Source organism: Alteromonas sp. 4NH20-0104 (assembly GCF_057547795.1).
Genome location: NZ_BAAJLP010000035.1, coordinates 34,893 through 58,533, shown reverse-complemented (window position 1 = coordinate 58,533; position 23,641 = coordinate 34,893). Strand labels below are relative to the sequence as shown.

Annotated in this window: 22 protein-coding genes; 13 read left to right on the top strand and 9 right to left on the bottom strand. The window is 48.7% G+C overall.

Annotation, left to right across the window (positions count from 1 at the left end):
- Positions 1-407: 407 nt before the first annotated feature.
- The gene (locus AC27IB_RS20270; RefSeq protein WP_296050182.1) at positions 408-1,169 is read right to left on the bottom strand and encodes a methyltransferase domain-containing protein; all 762 of its coding nucleotides are present in this window, start codon (positions 1,167-1,169) and stop codon (positions 408-410) included.
- 108 nt (positions 1,170-1,277) lie between these two features.
- On the opposite strand from AC27IB_RS20270, the gene gloB reads away from it, so the two are divergent.
- From gloB to AC27IB_RS20250, 4 genes are all read left to right on the top strand, one after another.
- Positions 1,278-2,069: a hydroxyacylglutathione hydrolase gene (gloB, locus tag AC27IB_RS20265; protein WP_296050184.1), complete on the top strand. Its 792-nt coding sequence runs from the start codon at positions 1,278-1,280 to the stop codon at positions 2,067-2,069.
- Between the two features lie 119 nt (positions 2,070-2,188).
- Positions 2,189-3,844 carry a lytic transglycosylase gene (locus AC27IB_RS20260; protein WP_487123192.1) on the top strand — a complete coding sequence of 552 codons (1,656 nt, stop codon included), beginning with the start codon at positions 2,189-2,191 and terminating at the stop codon, positions 3,842-3,844.
- 22 nt (positions 3,845-3,866) lie between these two features.
- Positions 3,867-4,928 carry an ion transporter gene (locus AC27IB_RS20255; RefSeq protein ID WP_487123190.1) on the top strand — a complete coding sequence of 354 codons (1,062 nt, stop codon included), beginning with the start codon at positions 3,867-3,869 and terminating at the stop codon, positions 4,926-4,928.
- A complete protein-coding gene (locus tag AC27IB_RS20250) occupies positions 4,912-5,382 on the top strand; it encodes a methyltransferase family protein (protein WP_296050191.1) in 471 nt (156 codons plus the stop codon). Before AC27IB_RS20255 ends, AC27IB_RS20250 begins: the two co-directional genes overlap by 17 nt.
- Here AC27IB_RS20250 and AC27IB_RS20245 read toward each other — a convergent pair.
- Positions 5,379-6,809: an aminotransferase-like domain-containing protein gene (locus AC27IB_RS20245; protein WP_487123188.1), complete on the bottom strand. Its 1,431-nt coding sequence runs from the start codon at positions 6,807-6,809 to the stop codon at positions 5,379-5,381. The genes AC27IB_RS20250 and AC27IB_RS20245 overlap by 4 nt on opposite strands.
- Positions 6,810-7,038: 229 nt before the next feature.
- Between AC27IB_RS20245 and AC27IB_RS20240 the strand changes: the two genes are divergently transcribed.
- The gene (locus tag AC27IB_RS20240) at positions 7,039-7,647 is read left to right on the top strand and encodes a LysE family translocator (protein WP_296050197.1); all 609 of its coding nucleotides are present in this window, start codon (positions 7,039-7,041) and stop codon (positions 7,645-7,647) included.
- A gap of 232 nt (positions 7,648-7,879) precedes the next feature.
- Here AC27IB_RS20240 and cysS read toward each other — a convergent pair whose 3' ends face one another.
- Positions 7,880-9,268, bottom strand: a complete 1,389-nt coding sequence (gene cysS / locus AC27IB_RS20235; RefSeq protein ID WP_296050199.1) for a cysteine--tRNA ligase — start codon at positions 9,266-9,268, stop codon at positions 7,880-7,882.
- A gap of 207 nt (positions 9,269-9,475) precedes the next feature.
- On the opposite strand from cysS, the gene AC27IB_RS20230 reads away from it, so the two are divergent.
- From AC27IB_RS20230 to AC27IB_RS20210, 5 genes are all read left to right on the top strand, one after another.
- A complete protein-coding gene (locus tag AC27IB_RS20230) occupies positions 9,476-9,970 on the top strand; it encodes a peptidylprolyl isomerase (RefSeq protein WP_296050201.1) in 495 nt (164 codons plus the stop codon).
- A gap of 81 nt (positions 9,971-10,051) precedes the next feature.
- Complete coding sequence (gene lpxH / locus AC27IB_RS20225; RefSeq protein ID WP_296050202.1) at positions 10,052-10,786, top strand: UDP-2,3-diacylglucosamine diphosphatase; 735 nt, start codon at positions 10,052-10,054, stop codon at positions 10,784-10,786.
- Between the two features lie 211 nt (positions 10,787-10,997).
- On the top strand, positions 10,998-12,581 hold the full coding sequence (locus AC27IB_RS20220) for an alkaline phosphatase (RefSeq protein ID WP_296050204.1): 1,584 nt from the start codon (positions 10,998-11,000) through the stop codon (positions 12,579-12,581).
- Positions 12,582-12,595: 14 nt separating this feature from the next.
- Positions 12,596-14,569, top strand: a complete 1,974-nt coding sequence (locus AC27IB_RS20215) for an alkaline phosphatase (RefSeq protein WP_296050205.1) — start codon at positions 12,596-12,598, stop codon at positions 14,567-14,569.
- Between the two features lie 69 nt (positions 14,570-14,638).
- Complete coding sequence (locus AC27IB_RS20210) at positions 14,639-15,364, top strand: hypothetical protein (protein ID WP_487123184.1); 726 nt, start codon at positions 14,639-14,641, stop codon at positions 15,362-15,364.
- A 36-nt stretch (positions 15,365-15,400) separates the two neighbouring features.
- Here the strand turns inward: AC27IB_RS20210 and AC27IB_RS20205 are convergent, their stop codons facing one another.
- On the bottom strand, positions 15,401-15,805 hold the full coding sequence (locus AC27IB_RS20205; protein WP_296050207.1) for a rhodanese-like domain-containing protein: 405 nt from the start codon (positions 15,803-15,805) through the stop codon (positions 15,401-15,403).
- Positions 15,806-15,990: 185 nt separating this feature from the next.
- Between AC27IB_RS20205 and AC27IB_RS20200 the strand changes: the two genes are divergently transcribed.
- Entirely contained in the window at positions 15,991-16,650 is a 660-nt protein-coding gene (locus AC27IB_RS20200; protein WP_296050208.1) for an OB-fold-containig protein, read from the top strand.
- A 3-nt stretch (positions 16,651-16,653) separates the two neighbouring features.
- Here the strand turns inward: AC27IB_RS20200 and AC27IB_RS20195 are convergent, their stop codons facing one another.
- Together AC27IB_RS20195 and miaE are read right to left on the bottom strand one after the other, a co-directional pair.
- Entirely contained in the window at positions 16,654-17,958 is a 1,305-nt protein-coding gene (locus AC27IB_RS20195; RefSeq protein WP_296050210.1) for a methyl-accepting chemotaxis protein, read from the bottom strand.
- Positions 17,959-18,086: 128 nt separating this feature from the next.
- The gene (miaE, locus tag AC27IB_RS20190) at positions 18,087-18,911 is read right to left on the bottom strand and encodes a tRNA isopentenyl-2-thiomethyl-A-37 hydroxylase MiaE (protein ID WP_296050219.1); all 825 of its coding nucleotides are present in this window, start codon (positions 18,909-18,911) and stop codon (positions 18,087-18,089) included.
- A 146-nt stretch (positions 18,912-19,057) separates the two neighbouring features.
- Here miaE and AC27IB_RS20185 point away from each other — a divergent pair, with 146 nt between their 5' ends.
- Together AC27IB_RS20185 and AC27IB_RS20180 are read left to right on the top strand one after the other, a co-directional pair.
- On the top strand, positions 19,058-19,987 hold the full coding sequence (locus AC27IB_RS20185; protein WP_296050212.1) for a lysylphosphatidylglycerol synthase domain-containing protein: 930 nt from the start codon (positions 19,058-19,060) through the stop codon (positions 19,985-19,987).
- A gap of 170 nt (positions 19,988-20,157) precedes the next feature.
- Positions 20,158-20,757: a Yip1 family protein gene (locus AC27IB_RS20180; protein WP_487123181.1), complete on the top strand. Its 600-nt coding sequence runs from the start codon at positions 20,158-20,160 to the stop codon at positions 20,755-20,757.
- Positions 20,758-20,822: 65 nt separating this feature from the next.
- Here AC27IB_RS20180 and purF read toward each other — a convergent pair whose 3' ends face one another.
- The 3 genes from purF to AC27IB_RS20165 all read right to left on the bottom strand — a co-directional run bounded on the left by purF (position 20,823) and on the right by AC27IB_RS20165 (position 23,636).
- Positions 20,823-22,343: an amidophosphoribosyltransferase gene (gene purF / locus AC27IB_RS20175; RefSeq protein ID WP_487123179.1), complete on the bottom strand. Its 1,521-nt coding sequence runs from the start codon at positions 22,341-22,343 to the stop codon at positions 20,823-20,825.
- 13 nt (positions 22,344-22,356) lie between these two features.
- On the bottom strand, positions 22,357-22,845 hold the full coding sequence (locus tag AC27IB_RS20170; protein WP_487123177.1) for a CvpA family protein: 489 nt from the start codon (positions 22,843-22,845) through the stop codon (positions 22,357-22,359).
- Positions 22,846-23,030: 185 nt separating this feature from the next.
- Complete coding sequence (locus AC27IB_RS20165) at positions 23,031-23,636, bottom strand: SPOR domain-containing protein (RefSeq protein WP_296053661.1); 606 nt, start codon at positions 23,634-23,636, stop codon at positions 23,031-23,033.
- Between the last annotated feature and the right edge of the window lie 5 nt (positions 23,637-23,641).

The window sequence follows — 23,641 nt, the reverse complement described above, 5'->3', positions numbered from 1 at the left end:
AAGATCCCCGCCCAAAAACACGCGGGGATGACGAGGTTGTTTTATGCGCACATTAATACTTCGTCATCCCGGCCTCCGAGCCGGGATCTCCCAGGAAGTCTTATTTCGCTTAATCAGTCTTTTCAGCAGATCCCCGCCCAAAAGCACGCGGGGATGACGAGTTGTATTATGCGGGAATGACGAGGTTGTTTATGCAGGGATGATGGGGCTGTGTTGTGCGTTGATGACAGGTTAACAATACAGTTTCATACCGCGCAAATAATATTCCGTCATCCCGGCCTCCGAGCCGGAATCTCCCAGGAAATCTTACTTAGCTTAAAAAACCTTTTCAGCAGATCCCCGCCCAAAAGCACGCGGGGATGACGAGTTGTATTATGCGGGGATGACTAGAGTATTTATTCCTTCACTCAACGATTCGAGGAATGAGTAACCCGGGACGCGGCATCGCGCATACTCGCCCCCACCGCGGAGAAACGCGGTTTGACCTTCCATTTGGGTTTAACCGTGGTCATTGGAATAGTGCGTTTTCGTGCCATCAATACGTATACCGATGAACACCACGGGCAGTAACGACTGCACCATTGTTGCCAGGCTGCGGGCTGACCTTTGTTATGACTGGCAAATAGCATGGAAAACAAAATATGCCGGTGTTCAACAATTTCAAAACCAAGCAGTTGCAGCCAGTCTTTAATCCGACCGGCTGAGAAAAAGCGGGCCTGGTGCAGGATATTACCTTTTTTTATCGGCAAAAACCGGGCAAGGCCGGTAAGACTGTATGGATTAAAGCCGCTGATGATCACATAACCATTGGCGGTAACGGTGCGGTCTACTTCGCGTAATATTTCGTGGGGGTCCTGAGCAAAATCCAGTTCGTTTGCTAGCAGGAAACCATCAATACTGTTTTCGATGTAGGGCAAATTATCCGAATAAGATATCAGGGTGCTGCCCTTTACTGCGATCTGTGTTTGCGCCACATGATGGCGAATAGCGGAGCCCGGCAGGCCTATTTCACTGCTCAGATTGCCCAGTTTCACCATGTTATAGCCAAACACCCGTTGGCTTAATTCATCACAAACACCTTCGATAGCTTGTTTTAATTCTTCGCCCCCCGGTAATTCAGACCAGCTTTGTGGGTAACGCAATGGTTTGGGGTGAAACGCTGATTTCATAAACGCCTGATGTGTATAAACTGCCCGGATTAACTGACCGCATGTATTGCATGCAACCACACAACTTTATAGTATCTAAACAACCATGTACAACTTACGGACTGGACTATGCCTACCGACAGTTTTCCGGCAACTATCTCAGTTACGCCGATCCCCGCTTTTAACGACAACTATATTTGGTGTTTGCACAACGAGCAATATGCCGTTGTCGTTGATCCCGGAGATGCTGATCCGGTGCTGGCGTTTTGTAAAGCCAATAACGTATCACTGGCCGCCATTTTAATTACCCATCACCACCCTGATCATACTGGTGGAATTACTAAACTCAGTACCGCGGTGCGGGATTTACCGGTAATTGGCCCTCGCGGCGGTCATATTAGCGGTATCACAAAATCTGTAGCCCAGGGCGACCTGGTGAAACTGCCTCTGATTGGTTGTGAATTTAATGTGCTCGAGCTTCCCGGTCATACTCTTGATCATATCGCGTTTCTGGGCCATAACGCACTCTTTTGTGGTGATACGCTATTTTCTGCAGGATGCGGTCGATTATTTGAGGGCACACCGGGCCAGATGCACCGTTCACTGAATAAAATCAAACGCTTGCCAGCCTCTACCGTAATTTACTGTACCCATGAATATACTCAGGCAAATGTGAATTTTGCTTTGGCGGCAGAACCTGAAAATCAGGCACTGCAAACCTATGATAGCTGGGTAAAAGAGACTCGCGCACAAAACACTCCTACCCTGCCTACTACGTTAAGTACGCAGCTAGACATAAACCCTTTCTTACGTTGCGACTCACCGACTATAAAAAGTTCGGTCGCCAGCCACTCAGGTGCGGAACTTATTGACGAAATTGCCGTCTTTACTCATCTGAGACAATGGAAAGATAATTTCTGACTGTTGATAGAGTGGTTGGGCGACTGTGTCGCCTATAGTATTAGTTTCAACAGGATGCATTGAGACGCGAATTTGCGTACACTGGTAGGCTGTTGAATTACCTAAGGGTTCGTTTCTCAATGAAATTAAAGTTGTCTGCGCTTCATCTTATCGTTGTTGCTTCACTCAGTGGTTGTCAGTTAACTGAGCAAACCGAGCAAGCCGAGACTGAATTGCAGGACAACCGTTCAACCTGCGAGATTGCTCACACTAATATTAACGATCAGGCCGATTGCGAACTGGCCAATGAAGGCGTTATTGAAGTGATGCACCCAACCGAAGAGGTTGAAGTCGAAATTTCCCCGGTTGAGGAAGCCGTTGAGCCGGTTGTCATTGAAAACCTGTGGTTACGAGCCAGTAATCAATTTGCTTTTGAGGTGCCAGCTAACAAACGGGTGGCGGTTCAGCGCGACTGGTATTTAAAGCACCCGGCCTATATGGAACGGGTCTCAAAACGGGCCAGACCTTTCCTTTACTATATTATCCAGCAAATTGAAGCCCGCGAAATGCCCTTAGAGCTGGTATTGCTGCCTATCGTAGAAAGCGCCTTCGATCCATTTGCTTATTCCCACGGTCGTGCTGCCGGCATGTGGCAGTTTATTCCCGGCACGGCAAAACGCTTCGGTATTGAACAAACCTGGTGGTACGACGGCCGTCGTGATGTCATTGCCTCCACCGATGCTGCGTTAGATTATCTGACTTACCTGAACAAGATGTTTGACGGCAACTGGTTGCACGCTCTGGCTGCCTATAACAGCGGTGAAGGCCGCGTGGGCAAAGCGATTAAACGCAACCAGAAAGCCGGTAAACCAACTGACTTCTGGTCGCTTGATTTACCGCGTGAAACCCGCGCTTATGTGCCTAAGCTGCTTGCACTGGCAGACATTTTAAAACATCAGGACAATTATGAATTCAGCTGGCCTGAAATCGACAATGCCCCGGTCATTGCTACGGTAGATACCGGTTCACAGCTAGACCTCGCCTTTGCGGCCGAACTGGCTGGCATGGAGTTAAAATCACTGCATGCTCTTAACCCTGGCTATAACCGCTGGGCCACCGATCCGGATGGTCCACACCGCCTGGTATTACCGCTGGATAAAGCAGAAGGCTTTACTACCCAACTCGCCCAGGTCGACCGTAAAGAACGCCTGAACTGGGTGCGTCATGAGGTGAAGTCCGGCGACAGCTTGCTGAAACTGGCCAAGGAATATCACACCACCGTTGATGTAATAAAAAGCATCAACGATATACAAAACAACATGATCCGCATTGGCGATCATCTGATGGTGCCGGTTGCGCTTAAAAAACTGGATGCTTACACGTTGTCTCAGGATCAGCGTCTGGCGTCTACGCAAAACCAGAAACGAGGCAGTTACCAGCTCACGCATAAAGTGGCCGCCGGTGATACACTTTGGGATATTGGCCGTAAATATAAAATAAGCACCCGTTCGCTGGCAAAATGGAATGGCATGGCGCCTACCGATCCGCTCATGCCGGGAAAAACTCTGGTGATTTGGGTGGATGAAGCCAGTGATGAGCAAAAGCGCGATGCCATCATGCGCACGCTCACCTACACGGTAAAGCGCGGTGACTCACTGGCCCGTATTGCGCAAAAGTTTAATCTGCGCACCAGTGACATTACCAAATGGAATAACCTGAACCCGAAGAAGTACTTACAGCCAGGGCAAAAACTGACCCTGCACGTGGATGTGACACGCTTACGCAATTTAGGATAAACGCCAACTATACAGAGGGCCCATGTTTAGGATAAACCGGGAAAACCTGCGCAACAGCCACGAGGGCCCCTGGCTACTGCTCGACATCGTGATGTTGGGGCTGTTGCTGCTGAACCTGCTGTTTTTACTGTTTGATGGCTTGTATAACACAGCCTTTATTCGCGATACATTAAGCGCCTGGTCGCCGGCGTTTGTCAGTTTTTACGACCCTATCCACCGCAACTTTATTCTGGTCGATCTGGTTTTTATCACCATTTTCTTAACCGAGTTTTTTGTGCGCTGGATTGTCGCCATTAAAACCGAGGAATACCTGCGCTGGTATTTTTTCCCGTTTTTACGCTGGTACGATTTAGTCGGTTGCATTCCCCTAGGCGGTACCCGGATATTCCGTTTTCTGCGGATATTCTCAATCCTCTACCGACTGCATAAAAATCAGATTATCGACCTGAACGATACGGGGATCTATCGGTTCTTTGCTTTTTATTACGACGTGTTTGTTGAAGAATTAAGTGATCGTATTGTGGTAAAGGTACTTACCGATGCGCAACAGGACATCGCGGCCGGCTCTCCTCTGATTGACGACATCACTCAAAACGTTATTGCCCCGCGCCGACCGGTGATCAGCTCCTGGCTTTCCAACATTGTAAACCACCTTGGCCAGTCAATTAATGACAGCCAGCACGGTGATGTCATTCGCCGCCATGTCAAAGAAAGCGTTGGTAAAGCCGTCCGCGATAACGCTCAGGTCTCCACTTTATCCTATGTACCTGTGGTAGGCCGTACTATTGAAAATACCCTGGAAAGCGCAGTCACCGATATCGTTACCGCGTCCATCGTTAACCTGCTAACCGACTTAGAAGCCAGGGACATCGAGGATTTCGTGAGCTCCGGCCTGAAAGACTTTACGCCGGAGGAACAAAACCTGGATAAAGAATTTTTACTGGTGGTCAATGAGTGTATCGAGGCAATCAAGGGGCATGTTTCACAACAGCGCTGGAAGTCGCAGCTGATTGAGAAACAGCAGCAGAAGAAAGAAGCAAAATTAAAGCCGGTGGTGGACGATTCCGATGTTAAAGCACCTTGAGCTCAAAGTTCCGCCGGTGGTGGTATTTATTGCCGCCCTATTGCTAACCTGGTATTGCGCCAGTATTGATGTGATGCCGCTGCCCCACCCATTACGCCCCTTTGGTTTTGTGATGTTTGTCGCCGGCGGTTTAATTGGCGTGGCCGGTGTGGTGGCTTTCAGGCAGCAGCGCACCACCGTAAATCCCCACCGACCGCAAAATGCCAGTAGCCTGGTAGACGGTGGCATTTTTACCTACACCCGTAATCCCATGTATTTAGGATTGGTTGTTGGCGTGGCAGGTGCGGCATTTATTGTTCGCGATGCCAGCGGGTTAGTATTCGCGCTTCTCACTATGGCCTATTTACAGCGGTTCCAGATTATCCCTGAAGAGCGCTTTATGCTTGAGCTGTTTGGTGATGAGTTTAACCAGTACTGCCAGCGAACCAGGCGCTGGTATGGCCGCCAGGGTTAAGCAGTTTCCAATTTGCTGTTAGCCATAGCAGCCAGAATGTCTCCCAATACCGCTATACTCTGTTCACGGGTAGCCAGATCGCGGTCTATATAGTTAAAGCGTAAACAGTTGCGGTATTTTCCGGTAGCGGAGAACATCTGACCCGGCGCCAGGATGATCCCCCGCTGTTTGGCAAGCTCTGCCAGCCTGGCCGCATCATAGCCTTCTGGTAACTCGAGCCATAAGATAAAACCGCCTTCCGGAAAGCTCACCCGGGTGTGTGCCGGAAAATGTTGTTCAATTCCTTTTAGCATGGCATCTCTGGCCTTACGGTAAGATTGCCGCATCGACCGTAAATGCCGGTCGTAACCGCCCTGGCGAATAAAATTACCAATTGCCAGTTGTGGCAATGTGGGGCACATGGAACTGCTGACATATTTGATGTGGGTGACCTTATCACGATACCGCCCCGGCGCAATCCACCCTACCCGAAAGCCCGGAGCCAGGGTTTTAGAGAAAGACGAGCACAACAACACCCGACCATCCTCGTCAAAAGATTTAATGGTTTTGGGGCGCGGATATTCAAAGGCGATATCACCGTAAATATCATCTTCGATTATCGCTATATCGTATTCTCGTGCCAGCTGATACAGCGCCTGTTTTTTCGCAAGCGGCATCACGTAGCCCTGGGGATTATTCACCGTAGGGGTAACCAAAATGGCTTTCACCGGCCATTGATCCATGGCCAGCTTGAGCGCCTCAATACTCATTCCATCACGGGAGTCGGTGGGAATTTCCAGCGCTTTTAAATTAGCCGCTTTGATAGCCTGCATGGCACCGTAAAAGCCCGGTGATTCCACCGCAATCACATCTCCGCTTTGCGCTACCGCTCTTAAACAAACCGAAAGCGCTTCCTGACAACCAGAGGTCACTACAAAGTCTTCGGCATCAAGCTGACACCCGGTGGTGGCGGTAAGCCTTGCAAGCTGTTCACGGAGGCCTAGTTCGCCCTGCACATGGCCGTAAGACATGCCATCCTGCGGACGGTGTCTGTTGAGTTCGTAAATGTTTTTCAGCAGCGGCTTAAGAGTAGAGGAACTCATATCCGGCATGGCATGCTGAAACTCGCAGCTGGCATCCACACCATGGCCCATCAGCATGGCCAGTACATCTTCCCACAGTGACACGTCCATGGGCCGCTGGGGTGGCTTCGATTCCTTAGGCCGGGCAATTCGTTCTTTGGCGCGGGCCACAAAATAGCCGGATTTGGCTTTCGCCTCAACCAGGCCATCCTGTTCCAGCACTCGGTAAGCTTCCTGCACGGTTGAGATGCTAACCCCGTGTTCACCCGCCAGTTGCCGAACAGAAGGCAGCTTATCGCCGGGCGCAAAATAGCCCATCTGAATGTGTTCCCTGAGGCGGGTGGCCAAGTGTAAATATCTGCTCATCAAAGTGCCCGTTACCGTTAAAACCATACAATATCCAATATATCAGTACTTTTTAACAATAACCCATACAGATTGACGCAATTTGCACCACACAGCCAGGCAAACTCACAAACTGTATGGCTAAACAACGTACCTTTTGCATCTAACTAAGTACAGAAGGATACCGCATGCTATGTGTACAGCGGATGCTGATTATAAATCTGACTATTCACCCCCTAGGGAGCATATTATGGAAACATCATTATTGCTGGGCATTGCTACCTTTGCCTTTATTACCTCAGTCACTCCCGGCCCCAATAATATGATGCTGCTGGCATCAGGGGCACAGTTTGGCTTTACCCGCACGTTACCGCACATGCTGGGAATTGTATTTGGTGTAGCGATGTTATTGCTCAGTGTACTGCTGGGGCTGGGTGTGTTGTTTCAGCTTTATCCGCTAATGTATTCTGTGCTGAATGTTGCCGGTGCGGCATACTTAATCTGGCTGGCTTTCAAAATTGCCTCGGGTCCGGTTACCGGCATTCATAGTGATAATAGGCAATCAACACAACCATTCACCTGGTGGCAGGCAGCACTGTTTCAATTTGTTAATCCCAAAGCCTGGATGATGGCACTGGGTAGTGTGAGCACCTTTAGCCAACCCGGCAACAACTACGTTGAATCCGGCGCGATGATTATGCTGGCTTTTGCACTGCTCGGGTTACCAGCGATTTCCCTATGGGCAGGCACCGGCGCCAGGTTGCGGGTATGGCTGAATAATCCTCGTCGGCAGCGCGGCTTCAACCTGGTGATGGGTGCAGCAACTGCTGCAACATTATTGTTGATTGTGGAGGTTTAGTCAGGACGTTATCAGAGGCGGATATTTAGACTCCCCAATAACATGTATTGAGGTCCCCGCTAACAACGTGCGGGGATGACGATGGGGAAGCATGCGGGGATGACTATGGGGAAGCATGCGGGGATGACGAAATGGGAGTGATCATACCGGCCAAGCCTGTGTCACGAAGGAAGGCCGGAGATGAAGACGTTTTTTATCGGGGGTGACGAATTGGGTTATCAGCCCTTTACTATTACTGACGGCGCCAGGTAGTACCACCGGCACCGTCTTCCAGCACAATCCCCATGGCTGTAAGCTTGTCGCGCGCCGCATCGGCCGCCCCCCAGTCTTTGGCCGCGCGGGCATCATTACGCGCCTTAATAAGTGCTTCGATTTCTGCTACGTCATCGTCGTTGCCCGACTGCATGAATGCTTCCGGATCGCGCTGTAAGAAACCCAGGATCCCACCGATACCTTTAAGCAGGGCAGCAAGCTTACCGGCTTCTTCAGCACCGGCATCACCCTGTGATTTATGCTTATTTAAATCACGGGCTAAATCGAACAACACTGAATAAGCTTCCGGCACGTTCAGATCGTCATTCATTGCCTGCTCGAAACGCTCCAGGTAACCGCCGTAACTGAGGTCGGTTACGCTGTCGACTTTAACACCGCGCAGAGCAGTATATAAACGTTCCAGCGCTGCTTTCGCCTGATCGATATTATCCTGTGAGTAGCTTAACTGGCTACGATAATGCGCCGACATTAAAAAGAAGCGCAGGATTTCCGCGTCGTGCTCACCGAGCACATCGCGCAGGGTAAAGAAATTGCCCAGTGATTTAGACATCTTCTCGTCGTTTACCTGCACCATTCCCGTGTGCATCCACGTATTCACATACGGTGTATCAAAAGCACAGCAGGATTGCGCCACTTCATTTTCATGGTGTGGAAAAATAAGGTCTGAACCGCCACCATGAATGTCAAAATGTTCACCCAGATGCTTATGGTTCATCGCGCTACATTCAATGTGCCAGCCCGGACGACCTTCGCCCCAGGGCGAAGACCAGGCGGGTTCCCCTGGCTTAGCGGTTTTCCACAGCACAAAATCCAGCGGATCGTCTTTGCCCGCTGCCACTTCTACCCGGGCACCAGACTGTAACTGCTCGAGATTCTGACGGCTCAGTTTGCCGTATTCATCATACTTACTTACATCAAACAGCACATCACCGCTTTCAGCCTGATAGGCATACCCTTTTGCCACCAGCTTTTCGATGACGTCGATAATTTCAGCCATATGCCCGGTAACTCGCGGCTCGATGTCAGGCTCAACCAGATTTAGCGCCGCAAAGTCTTCGTGCATCATGCCAATGGTGCGTTCGGTAAGCGCTTCAGTTGTTTCACCGTTTTGATTAGCGCGGGCGATAATTTTATCGTCTACATCGGTGATGTTACGTACATACTTTACATCATAATCAAGGTGGCGCAGATAGCGTACCAGTACGTCAAAACTCAGATAGGTACGGGCATGGCCCATATGGCTGAGATCATACACAGTTATGCCACAAACATAGAGTCCCACCTTCCCTTCTACCAGCGGCTGAAAACGCTCTTTCTGACGGGTTTTGGTGTTAAACAGTTGCAACATATCCTAATTTCCTCATAAACCGGTTTGGGTGGCGAAGTTTAGCACTGTAATTATCGTCTGACCACGCTCTGGCACCAGTAATGGGTGCATTTTCAGGTGAATAAACAATTAGGTACTTAAGAGGGGTTTTCGCATTCTGGCATTTGGGCTACCATTAGCGGTCTATATAGCCAAAAACTAAACTAAATTAAGGTAAGGTTAAACATTATGGTGACGTTTAAAACAAATCACGGCGACATTACCCTGGAACTGTATGCCGATAAAGCACCAAAAACGGTTGAGAACTTTCTGTCTTATGTGCAGGAAGGTTTTTACGATAACACCATTTTTCACCGCGTGATTGATGGCTTTATGATCCAGGGCGGCGGTATGACCCCGGATATGGAACAAAAAGACACCAAAGCACCAATCGACAATGAAGCGAACAACGGTGTGGCCAATGAAGCCGGTACCATTGCTATGGCCCGTACCAACGACCCTCACTCAGCCACTGCGCAGTTTTTTATTAATGTAAAAGACAACGACTTCCTCAACTTCAGCAGCGAAAGCATGAATGGCTGGGGATACTGTGCATTTGGTAAAGTGACCGAAGGCATGGATGTGGTTGAAAAAATTAAAAATGTAAAAACCGGTAATTACGGTTATCATCAGGATGTGCCGGTTGAAGCGGTTATCATCGAAAAAGCTGTGATTAGTGAATAATCTGCACTTTGCAGCCTGACCACTGAACACGCTCCGGGGAGTCTGCAGGCTCCCTTTTTAATGCCTAAAAGCTAATAATTAATGCCGTTTACTTACTTTATTGCTGACATACATTTAAGCGCTGAGCGTGATGACATCACCGAGTGTTTACTCACCTTTCTTAAGCAGGATGCCCCGCAGGCGGAAGCACTGTACGTGCTCGGCGATCTGTTTGAGTTCTGGTTGGGTGACGATGATATCACGCCACTGTCTGAACGCGTGGCCAGTGCTTTTAAAACGCTGTCGGCTACTACTCCGGTATATTTTATTCACGGCAATCGCGACTTCGCTATTCGCCAGGGCTGGACCGACAAAGCCGGTATGACCCTGCTGCCTGAACAACAGGTTATCGACCTTTACGGCACCCCTACACTACTATTGCACGGCGATGAGTTGTGTACTCTGGATATTGAGTATCAGAAATTCAGAAAGAAAGCCCGAGGATGGTGGTGGCCCCGCCTGGTAGGTGCTCTACCGCTGTGGTTACGTCGTAAGCTGGCTCAGCGCGGACGAAAGACTAGCCAGAAAAACCAGCAAAACCTTACCGCTGAGATTATGGATGTCACCCCCGATGAAGTGGTTTACGTTATGGTAAAACACAATGTCCAGCAGCTTATCCACGGCCACACTCACCGGCCCAACATTCACTCGCTTACCGTTAACGGCAAGCCCGCCCACCGTATCGTAGTAGGCGACTGGTATACCCAGGGCAGCGTGTTAAGAGTTAGTCCGGTTGACGTGCGCCTTGAAAAGCGACAGTTTACGCTTAGCGGGTAACTTTTCTGCAACATTAACATCACCATTCTGACAACAAACCTTCATTTATAGGTCAACTATCCTTCACACATCCTGATTAGGCTAATTTTCAATCAACGCTTTGTGTAGTTTACAACCTGCACAACCGTCCAGCCGCGTTGATTAAACCTCGTTAAGCAACCCTTGGTTTGCATGACAAAAAATATAAAATGTCATAATTGGGAATACAAAAATGAAATTGATCTTGAAAGCCGCAGCAAGTGCGATAGCCCTTGCCGTTTCTTCAGGACTGCACGCTGATGTTCTGCCTGATTCTCAGGCACAAAGCGCGTGGTTTACTGACGCTCAATCTAAAATTGCACAAAAACTTGAAGTAAACAGCAAGTTTAAGGCAAAGAACGTTATTTTATTTGTGGGTGACGGCATGGGGGTTTCCACTCTCACCGCTTCACGTATCTTAAAAGGTCAGATGGCCGGAGAGATGGGTGAAGAAGGTTACCTGGCCTTTGAAGAATTTCCGTACACCGCGTTGGTGAAAACTTATAACGTGGATGCACAAACCCCTGATTCAGCCGGTACCATGACCGCCATGATGTCGGGTTTAAAAACCGACGTAGGCGTGATTGGTGTTGACGAAGACATTGAGCGTGGCGACTGCTCGACTGTGGCAGGTAACGAAGTGATTACCGCACTGGAGTTGGCCGAAATTAAAGGCTTGTCAACCGGCATCATTTCTACCGCACGTATTACCCACGCTACACCAGCAGCTACGTATGCAAAGTCTGCCGATCGTAACTGGGAAGATGTATCAGACATGCCTGAAGCTGCAGTAACTGCAGGTTGTAAAGACATTGCCGATCAACTGGTTAATTTTGAAAACTATCTGGAAGATCGCTACACAGGTATAGATGTAGACGGTATTGAAGTTGCTTTCGGCGGTGGTCGTCGTCACTTCCTGCCTCGCGATGCTGCGTTTAACAGCCCGGATGCCGTTAGCTCGGTAGAAGGCGATCGCACCGATTCACGCGATCTGACTGCAGAATGGCAGGATATGTACGAAAATGGTGTCTATGTATACGATCAGGCAGGCTTTGACGCCATTGACCCTGCCAGTACCGAACGTGTATTTGGTTTATTTAATGAATCACACATGCAGTACGAAGCAGACCGCGCTAATGATGTGGCCGGCGAGCCATCTGTAGCTGATATGACCACAAAAGCCATCGATATTCTGGACAATAATGAAAAAGGCTTCTTCCTGATGGTGGAGTCTGGCCGTATCGACCATGGGCATCATGCTGGCAGTGCCTACAATGCCCTGACAGACACCCTGGCATTTGAAGCGGCAGTAAAGGCTGCCTACGAAAATACAAATCCTGAAGACACGCTTATTCTGGTTACCGCTGACCACAGCCACGTATTTACCATTGCTGGTTACCCTAAACGCGGTAACCCTATTCTGGGTAAAGTGGTAAATGTTGGCTCTGATGAGCCAGCAATGGCCGCTGATAACATGCCTTACACCACGCTGGGTTACACCAACGGTCTGGGTTTCCAAGACCTGGGTAACGAAACAGATGCCGATGCAATCTATGCTTATACTGCCAATACGGGCCGCATGGATATTACAAACGTTGATACCGAAGCTTCTGGTTATCACCAGGAAGCCCTTATTCCTTTGGGTTCAGAAACCCATGCTGGTGAAGACATTTCACTGCATGCCTCGGGCCCGGGCAGTCAACTTGTCCAGGGCGTAGTTGAACAAAACGTCGTGTTCCACCTGATTAATCAGGCACTGGATCTGGTAGAAGAATAAGCGGAGTAATCATAATGAATTTATTTAAATTAAGTTTAGTGGCGGTAGCCATAATGGGGCTTAGCGCTTGTTCTCTCGACGGTGACGACGGGCGTGACGGTGTAGATGGTATCGATGGTGTTGACGGTACTGCTGGTACCGATGGTGCCGATGGTCAAAATGGCGCAGACGGTCAGGATGGCACTAACGGACTCAATAGTCTGGTGATCCAGACAGCTCTTGCTGTAGGTGATACAAACTGCCCTAACAGCGGTGTGCAAATTGACTCTGGTTTGGATGCCAACAGCGATGGCGCACTTACCGGTGACGAAATTGAATCCACCAGTTACGTATGTGTGCCGGCTTCAACCGAAGTTAGCAATTCAGAGCTGCTTACCTCACTCAATAATGACTGGTTTGTAGCAGCAGCTGCCGAAGTAGAAGCCAACAAAACCGTATGGCTGGAAGCCACCGGCGCGTTAACGACTAACAGCACCAGCTCAGCCAAAGTCGTAGTAACGTCCAAAGAAAATCTGCAACGCACCGTTACTGAAATGCGTGGACAGGCTAAAAACGTCATTTTATTTGTGGGTGATGGTATGGGTGTCTCTACCGTAACCGCTGCACGTATTTTAGATGGTCAGATGAAAGGTCTGGACGGAGAAGAAAACAAACTGAGTTTTGACAACTTTCCGTTTGCAGGGTTAGCGAAAACCTACAACGTGGATGCACAGACCCCCGATTCCGCTGGTACCATGACCGCCATGATGTCTGGTGTAAAAACCGATGTGGGTGTTATCGGTGTTGATGAAGACATAGAGCGTGGCGACTGCTCCACTGTGGCCGGAAACGAGTTAGTTACAGCACTGGAACTGGCGGAAATTGCGGGCAAATCAACCGGTGTAATCTCAACGGCGCGGATCACCCACGCAACGCCCGCAGCGACTTACGCCAAATCAGCAGATCGTAACTGGGAAGATGTATCTGACATGCCTGCAGAGGCTGTGACCGCCGGCTGTACCGACATTGCCGATCAGCTGGTCAATTTTGAGAGTAACCTGGAAGCACGATTTGCCGGCCTTGATGTAGATGGCATTGAAGTTGTTTTCGGTGGTGGTCGTCGTCATTTCCTGCCACGCGATGCCGCATTTAACAGCGCGGATGCCGTTAGTGCAGTAGAAGGCGATCGTACTGATAACCGCGACCTAACCGCTGAATGGCAATCCATGTACACCAATGGTGTTTATGTATTCGATCAGAGCGGCTTCGATGGTCTGAGCACCGAAACCACAGAACGTGTATTTGGCCTGTTTAATGAGTCTCATATGCAATATGAAGCCGATCGTGCCAACGATGTGGCCGGTGAACCTTCACTGTCTGAAATGACCGAAAAAGCCATTCAAATCCTTGATAATAATCAGGACGGCTTCTTCCTGATGGTGGAGTCAGGCCGCATTGATCATGGCCACCATGCTGGCAGTGCCTATAATGCGCTAACGGATACCATTGAGTTCGCGAACGCCGTTGCTGCGGCTGATGCCATGACCAGTGATGACGATACGTTGATTATTGTAACCGCCGACCACAGCCATGTATTTACCATTGCTGGCTATCCTAAGCGTGGAAATCCCATTCTGGGTAAAGTAGTGAACGTTGGTTCAGATGAGCCCGCGCTGGCTGCTGATGATATGCCTTATACCACATTGGGCTACACTAACGGTTTTGGTTTCCAGAATCTGGGGAATGAAACAGACGCTGACGCAGTGTACAGCCTGAACATCAATACTGGACGTATGGACCTTACCAGTGTGGATACCACTACTACCGGTTATCACCAGGAAGCGCTGGTACCGTTAGGCTCTGAAACCCATGCTGGTGAGGATGTTGGGATTTACGCCAAGGGTCCGGGTGCCTGGCTGGTGAATGGTACCAACGAACAAAGCGTGATTTTCCATGTAATGGATTACGCTGGTGACATGGTTGAGCAAGCCAACAACGAAGTGGAATAATCCACGACGGTAAATGCCACAGGGCAACCGTAAGGTTGCCCTACTTTGGTTAAAAAAGAGATACCTAAGATGTACAAAACGATTTTTACGCTTTTCGCCTTTTGTTTTGCCCCACTGAGCTTTGCACAGAGCTGTGAAAACAATGCTAACGCCCTGGTAGCACGCTACACCGTAGAGACTCACAACGCCCGGGGTGACCAACAAAAACTACTCGAACTGTGGCGAAACGAAAGGGTAGTCGCTCACCGCTATCCCCAAACACAAATTACTGAAGCCTGGGAGCAGGTAAATACTTCCCTGATCAAGCCTACCCGCTATTTTGATGCGCATGCCAGAGCCATTGAATATCAGCCTGGAGAAAAAGTGCACGGTAAAAGCGAAACAAACTGGTCTTTCCGCAATCAGTTATTCAGCGATGAACTCATTGCCACAATGACAGAGACCAGCCGGACTGGCAGTGGTTGTAATACATTAATTACTTTTGAACGAGAGGATAATGGCACCAGAATCACCTTGATTTGGCAGCCCGCACTCAAACTGGCCACTTCATTCAAGGCAGAATCAGCTCACCAGTCAGTTCACTGGACACTCACAAACACTGAGTTTGATAAACAACAAATTGAGCAGTTTTTTGCTGCGCGCTACGCTTATCAAAGCACCGATTTTGCAGATATAGGCGATGACCATACCGACCCGTTTTTAACCAGAATGGTCCACCAGGGGTTTATTGAAAAAGGGGCTTCCGGTTACTACAACAGTGATGGCGACGCGCTGCAAGGCGGTCACCAGCACTAATTTTACTAACAGGTTGCTGAGCACCAAGCTCGGCAACTAATGACTGACTGCGCGTTTGTCGGCAACCGGCAGGCCTGCACCCATCCAGTTTTTAAAACCACCTTCTAAGTGACAAACGTTATCCATGCCCATTTGCTGCAGTGTTAGTGTGGCCAGCGCAGAACGCCAGGCCGACTGACAATACAAAATCAACGGGCCAGACTGACCAAACACCTCACGATAATAAGGGCTGTCCGGATCAACCCAAAACTCCAGCATGCCACGCGGCGCGTGAACCGCTTCCGGGATCATACCATCACGCTCTAACTCGCGAATGTCTCTGATATCAATAAAACAGGCTTCACTTAACTCATACAGCTCCCTGGCATCTTCCAACGGGATTGTTTTTATTTGCTGCATCGCCTCATCCAGCAATGCTTTATAACCTTTACTGATCGCCATCTGCACTATTCCGGTTTACTAAAACTCAGAGTCTAACCAGCTGGCAGATACCCGACAACAAGACCTTAGTGGTATAGCCGGACTGGCGGTTTACAAATGATGTGCTATAAACAAAGGGGTGTGGATTGAGTATCCGGTTTCACACCCTACTTTTTAGGACGATCGCGACATCAGGGAAGGAGACAATGTCGGTGTTTCTGTTTACCCAGGCTTATTTTATCTACAGCGTGCCCATTCTCGTTGGGTTAATGCTGTGTACCATAGAAAGCTTGTTTCTGCTGCGCGGCAAATCGTTTTTAGGTTTATTGGATATGCCGCAGCAATTCGGTCGGCCGGAAATTACCCCATATCACTTTGTTCCGCAAACACTGCGGTTATACGAAGTAACCATTGTCTTCTGGTTTATGGTGTTTTTTATCACGTTTGGCACCAGCGGTATGCTGATCCAGCGCTTGTACTTTGCCTACTGGCAGGCTTATGCCCCTCAGGCCCTATTGTTTCCTGTTACGCTGGTAGTTGCAGCTACTGCTACTGCGGTGGTTATTCATCATCTGGCACCACATTTACGCAGCTATAACAGCCTGCTTGCAAATGAAGAATATGCCGGGCGTATTGCCACCATCGTGGGTTACAGCGAGTTTCTGGGCGCTGAAGTCCGTGCGACGGTCTTTGATCAAAACCACCAACTGCTGAACATTAAGGTTCAGCCGATGGAAGCCAGTGAACGTTTGCTGTGCGGCGATAAAGTAGTCTTGGTTAAGCGCACCAATGAGAGTTGGCTGGCCACCCGCCATATCAGCCGCGAACAGTTGAACCCTCAAACCCGGGTGAAAGTAACCCGGTAATTATTAACGCCTGGATAGCTTGTCTACCGCACTGATGATTTGTTTTGAGCCGGAGGCAATTTCACTCATCGAGGTTTTAGTTTCTGCCACGCTCTGAGCTACCTCATCTAACGTTTCCAGCCCCTGTTTAATGGTACTCACAGCATGCTTGGTTGACTGGTCGTTGCGAGAAAACACGGCCATGATCTCTTTGGTAGATTCGGTGGTGCGAGACGCCAGTTCCCGCACCTCATCAGCAACCACAGCGAATCCCCTGCCCTGGTCGCCGGCTCTCGCCGCTTCGATAGCAGCATTAAGTGCCAGCAAATTCGTTTGATCGGCGATGGCGCTAATGGCACTGACCATTTTATTCAGCTCTGAGGATTGTTGTTCCAGTTCACTGATTTCGGTTGATGCTTTCGTCATTTGTTCAGTTAGTGAAGCCAGCGAGGCCACCGTTTCAGTCATCAGTTGCTGACCGCGATCGGCTTGTGAGCCGGTCTCGGCAGACATCGACGATGCCATTTCTGCAGCCTCCTTCACTCGCCGTTCATTATCTACTTGTTGAGTTACGTTGCTGGCGAATTTAATCACCTTGTACACCTGGCCGTCGTCATCAATCACCGGGTTGTACGACGCCTCAAGCCACACCGGATTACCATGCTTATCGACTCGTTCAAAACGCCCGGAAATAAATTTACCACGGGCCAGAGCATCCCAGGTTTGTTGATAATCCGGTGCATCACTGACCACCTGTGGACAAAACATACGATGGTGTTTACCTCGGATTTCATCCTGCGAATAACCGGTGGTTTGTAAAAACAATGAATTGGCTTTGATGATAATTCCGCCAGGCTCAAACTCAATAATAGCCATGGAGCGGTCAAGGGCTTGAAGAATATCCTCATTACTCAGAGAAGACTGAGTATCTACTTCCAGGCGGGTGCCAAATACATCGATGTGATCACACACCCCCTGAGCAGTATAATGAGGTTGGATAATAAGCTGCACGCTGGTGGCTGTTTCAGCGGCCTTTAAATTAATACTGCCGGTCCAGTGATGCTGACTTTTGATAGCATCAGACAGATAACGAAACGACTTGGACTTAAGGTCCTTATCGGCAACATTTGCCGTAAAAGGCTCCCCCGCCATTCTGCCCGACCGAGACCCCAGCACACTTTCATTTTTACTGCCGCTCGACTGCACCACGCCAGCAGGCGTTAACTGCCAATATAAAAGATCGTTCTTAAGGTTGTTCGAGGCACGCTTATATTGATTAAGCTCAGCCTGGAGGCTGGCAATTTCCGCTTTTAATTTCTGATTGAACATGAATAACAGGACTTAAAATACTACATTTGCATCTAGTATGGCACAAACCAAAGCAAGTGCCATTTGCCTGTTTAAAAAGATGCCAGCCTTGGTTGCATTAAGAGAGCAATGCAGCGCGAACCAGTTTTCTATTCATCAACCTGAGTGACCGGTGCGCCACTGTGAAATTTAAAATCATCATCAGCAGATGAGATCAGCTCAGCTTCGACATCGCCAAAAAATTCCACACGCTCGGAAATATCCGTGCCGGCAATCTCTTCAGCCAGTGTCAGATAATCCTGATAATGACGTGCCTCAGAACGTAGTAACGATACGTAGAAGTCGCCCAGCCGTTTATCTACATGCGGGGCCAGCGCAGCAAAGCGTTCGCAGGAACGCGCCTCAATGTAAGCACCGCAGATCAGCTTATCGATAAGTGCCTGAGGCTCATAAGTACGCACATGTCGCAGCATCCCTCTGGCATAACGGCTGGAGCCAACGGATTCGTAAGGGATACCGTATTCTTCCAGAATTTCCAGTACCTGATAAAAATGATGCAACTCTTCTTTTATCAGCATCACCATTTTATCTATCAAATCCTGACTGTAAGGTGCGCCGGATTTGGGGATCATCGATTTAGTCAGCTTTTCATGATTGGCCAGTTCACGCCAGTCGCCCTGTTTACGGTAGGTAAAATCCTCGAAAGGTTTTAACCAGGCCAGCAGGGCTTCACCACTTTCTTTATCCACCGCATATTTGCGGATAAGGTACATGGCGGATTGGGCGGCCTTCAATTCACAAACCAGATGGTCGAGCAGCACGACCGGCAGGTTTTCCCGCTTCGTGGCCTCGTTTATCCAGCTTTGTGGTGTGGGACATTTTAGAAATGCGTTAATGGGTGATAATAGTTCATTCACCTGAGATTCTCTGACCTTATTGATACTGGTTAATAACAAACCCACGTAGTCTATCATAGGGCGCAGCTTTGAATTTAGTCTCATAAAGCATAATCACCGCTTAATTTATAAATAGTTCACGACGATTAAGGGTTTCAGGTATAGTGTTGTGACCAGGGCAAACGACAAAACCGGCTATTTAACTCGTTGTAATTCTAAAACTAATGAAACGTATTATTCAATTCCTTTTGCCCTCACTATTGTTAATACTCACCCTCGCCGCGGTGGAGTGGTTTGTTGGCTGGCAAACGATTGCGCGAGGATTTGTTCTATTACCCGGGCCGTATTTATGGTCGGCAATGGCATTGATGCTATTTTCTTATGTACTGCGCACCTGGCGGATCCAGGCGAGCCTGATGATTATTGGCCACTTCACCAGGCTGTTTAAGCTCTCACTTACACATAATATCCTGAATATCATGATGCCCATGCGGACCGGAGAAGCCAGCTTCCCCATTTTTATGAAAGCGCAATTTAGCGTTCCCATGCTCACAGCATCATTACACCTAATCATGTTCAGGCTGCTGGACTTACTTTGTCTGCTTTGTATTGGCGGCGTTTTGCTCTTATGGCGAGACTTCCCGCTTCTGTCAGTAGTCATCACCGGTTTATTTGTAGTGGTGATCATGTTTACTGAAAAGCTCAAATTACTGGCCCTCCTACTGCTGCGGCGCACTCATCAACCATTACTGGTTAAGCTCAGAGAAACCCTGGCTCAATTACCAACCAAAGGTAAAACTTACGTCATTATTGCCCTGCTCACTCTCACGTCCTGGCTCAGCAAACTGAGCGCATTTGTGTTAATTGTTTTAGGCATTTCTGAATTATCCTTCCACACTGCATTACTGGGGATTGTTGGTGCCGACTTATCGTCTGTGCTACCCATACACGGTGTCGCCGGTAGTGGTACCTTTGAGGGCGCATTTATTCTGGCAGCAGAAATGACGGGGCTCAGCAATCTGAAGTCGAGTTTCCCGGAACTCCTTGAGGCCAGCGTGCAGCTTCATGTTTTCTTGCTCGCCAGTGCCGCCTCGATTTATGCCTTGAGCATCGTCATGGTGGCTGCTAATCCCCTACCCGCCAGTAAGTCTTAACACCTGCCGGCTCCCCTATATGGTTGGTGCAGGTCCCGTAATCTGCTGTGCTGTTTAATTTATCAACAAAATGTGTTGACTTAGTTTTCGCTTTGGATAAAACTGAAATTGTTGATTATTTGTTAAATAAATAACAAATTAAAAACATTCTCAGCACTGAGGGAAAGAATATGATCCTGAACCACCTGTGGGGTATTTACACCCATCCAAAAGAAGAATGGCAAACCATTGATAAGCGCCACGAAAACTACTTTTATGCGTTTAGCCACATAGCCATCATTGCACTGATCCCTGCAATCGTCGCCTATTACTCGGCTGCCCACCTGGGCTGGAGCTTTGGCGCAGGTGAGGTCATTAAACTCACCCCGCAAAGTGCTATGACCATGAGCGTAGCAATGTATTTTGGTTTAATTGCCGGAGTGGTCGCGTTGGCGGCACTGATGCATGAACTGGCAAAAGCATTTGATACGTCCCCCACTTATACTCAGTCACTGGAACTGGCAGCTTACACAGCAACGCCGCTGTTCATGGTTGGCTTTGCCGGTTTATACCCAGAACTGTGGTTTATTATGACCGTTGGCCTGGTAGGACTTTCCTATTCTGTATACCTGCTTTATTCGGGCGTGCCAATCATGATGCACATTCCTGAAGAAAAAGGGTTTATCTACTCAAGTTCAGTGGTTACTTGCGGGTTGGTGTTGCTGGTAATACTAATGGCAAGTTCGGTGATTTTATGGAGTATGGGCCTGGGCCCGATTTACATGCATTAATACAAGTTCACATAAGCAATAAAAAGCCGTTCATCTGAACGGCTTTTTTATATCGGTTATACCACTTACGACTCGAAGTTATGCATATCGAGATTGGATAGCTCAGCCTGAACCACCGGCGCTTTTCTGGCCAAATCATTACGGGCTGCATCAATACGTTCAAGGTAAGCCTGGTCCACGTCGCCAGTAATGTAATTACCATCAAACACCGAGGTTTCAAACCGTGAGATCTGCGGATTCTCATGTTGAACGGCATCTACCAAATCTGAAATATCCTGGAAAATCAGGCCATCAGCCTGGATCAGGTCTGAAATCTGGTCAATTTCGCGGCCATAAGCAATCAGTTCGTTAGCCGACGGCATATCGATACCGTACACATTAGGGAAGCGAATCTCAGGCGCCGCTGACGCAAAGTAAACTTTTTTGGCACCAGACTCTCGGGCCATCTCGATAATCTGTCCTGAAGTGGTACCACGTACAATAGAATCGTCAACCAGCAGTACGTTTTTACCTTTGAATTCAGAGGAAATCGCATTTAGTTTACGACGCACTGATTTCTTGCGCTGGGTCTGGCCGGGCATAATAAACGTTCGACCAATGTAACGATTTTTTACGAAGCCCTGACGGTAAGGTAAATCAAGGGTAATCGCAATTTGTAACGCGACATCCATGGAGGTTTCCGGAATGGGAATAACCACATCGATATCCAAATCGGCCCATTCACGAGCAATTTTCTCACCGAGCTTTTTACCCATGTTGACGCGAGAGGCGTAAACAGAAATACCGTCAATAAAAGAATCCGGGCGGGCAAAGTAAACAAATTCAAAAATACACGGTGAGGTCACTGGCGTTTGGGCACATTGTTGAGTGAATAACTCACCCGCTTCGGTAATAAATACCGCTTCGCCCGGCGCTACGTCGCGAATAAACTGAAAGCCTACCGCATCCAGTGCAACGCTTTCAGAGGCAACCATGTACTCTTCACCCATTTCTGTAATGCGCTTACCCAGCGCCAGTGGACGAATACCATTGGGATCACGAAACGCAACAACGCCAAGTCCGATAATCGCCGCAACACAGGCATAAGCACCACGCGCTTTAATATGAACGTTAGTTACCACCTCAAAAATGTCTTTTGGAGAAACCGTTAACCCGGTGGTGCGTTGCGATAACTCATGCGCAAAAATGTTCATCAGAATCTCAGAGTCTGATGTAGTATTGATATGACGGCGAGCAACTTTAGCTACTTCGATTTGTAAATCGAGGGCATTGGTCAGGTTGCCATTGTGGGCAAAGGCCATACCGAAAGGTGAGTTAACATAAAACGGCTGGGCTTCAGCCGAGCTGGACGAGCCTGCCGTTGGGTAGCGGCAATGGCCAATCCCCATATTCCCTGTGAGGCGCTTCATATGACGGGTGTGAAACACGTCCCGAACCAGTCCATTGTCTTTACGCAGATTAAATACACCGTTGTCGATCGTCATGATGCCAGCCGCATCCTGACCACGGTGCTGTAAAACGGTTAAACAGTCATAGAGTGACTGAGCAACTGGTGTTTTACCAACTATTCCGACAATACCACACATGTAGGTTACCTATTTAAGCGGGAGTTAAAAAACTGGAGCTGTCTTTTACGTAACTAAAAAACCACTCAATGATCATTGCAAATTCCGGCACCAGTACCGATTCATCCCACCACTCGGATGAGGCTGAAGGAGTAAACGTATCCAGGAAAAATAATAGCGCACTTACAATAAGAATGCCGCGCAATGCGCCGAAAACAGCGCCGAGCGCTCTGTCTGTACCCGATAAGCCGGTGGCCTGAACCAGTTGGCTAATGGTGTAGTTTAACAAAGCCCCTAACAAAAGAGTTGCCACAAAGAGAGCGGCGATGGCAGCGCCGTTACGGATAAGTTCGTCACTGATGCGCGAGAAGTAGACGGCCAGATCGGCGTAAAACTGGCTGGCAACGAACATGGCGGTAAACCACACTGCCAGTGAAATAGCTTCTTTAACAAAGCCACGCACCAGACTAATTAGCGTGGAGAGCGCTATCACACCTATAATCGTGTAATCCAGCCAATTCATTTGAAGATTCTTACCCGTCCTGTTAACGATGTGTTGGGCTAGCCCCTATGTTTACTATAGAGTTTTACACAACACCATCGCGTCAAATTCGCGCGCATTCTACCAGAAGTCTGCCTGATTACCAGTGCCGAAATTTTATCCAGTCACCGGCTGTCAACAATTCTGTCCTGCGTACGCCTGTTGGTTTAGTTGTTTACACTGAAGCGGGTTACTTTACCTCGTAAGCCGGTCAGCTCCTGAAGGTGAGATAAGGCACCATCCAGTTCGCGCTTGTTCAAATTTGGTCCGACAAACACTTTGGTTAACGAACCGGAACTGGTTTCTATGGGCCGGCTAAACGCTCTGTATCCGGCGTTTTCCAGTTTATCCAATAATTGCTTTACGTTTTTCTGGTGCCTGAAGCTGCCCAGTTGGATCACCCAGCTGTTATTTTGCTCTGATTCTTGCGGTGCTTCTACTACGGTTTGGCGCGCCAGGTCATCATTGGGCGAGTTATTCACCTGTGCCGTGGCATCACTGTTGGTATCGGTTGCTGGTTCAGAGGCGGCTTCGGGTTCGTCAAGCGCCCTTTCATTAACAATTTCAACCGGTCGCTGCGCTGACGCAACAACCCTTTCATCGGGAAACGGCTCGGGATTAACAATCGGCTTTTTTGCTGGTGCCGCCGGAACATTAACAAACACGTCCCCATTGCTGGATTTTTTGCCGTCCAGCATGTCTGGTAATATGATTACTGCTATTGCTACCAAAATAACAGTGCCTACCAACCTGTTCTTTAACGCTGCCGCCACTACCT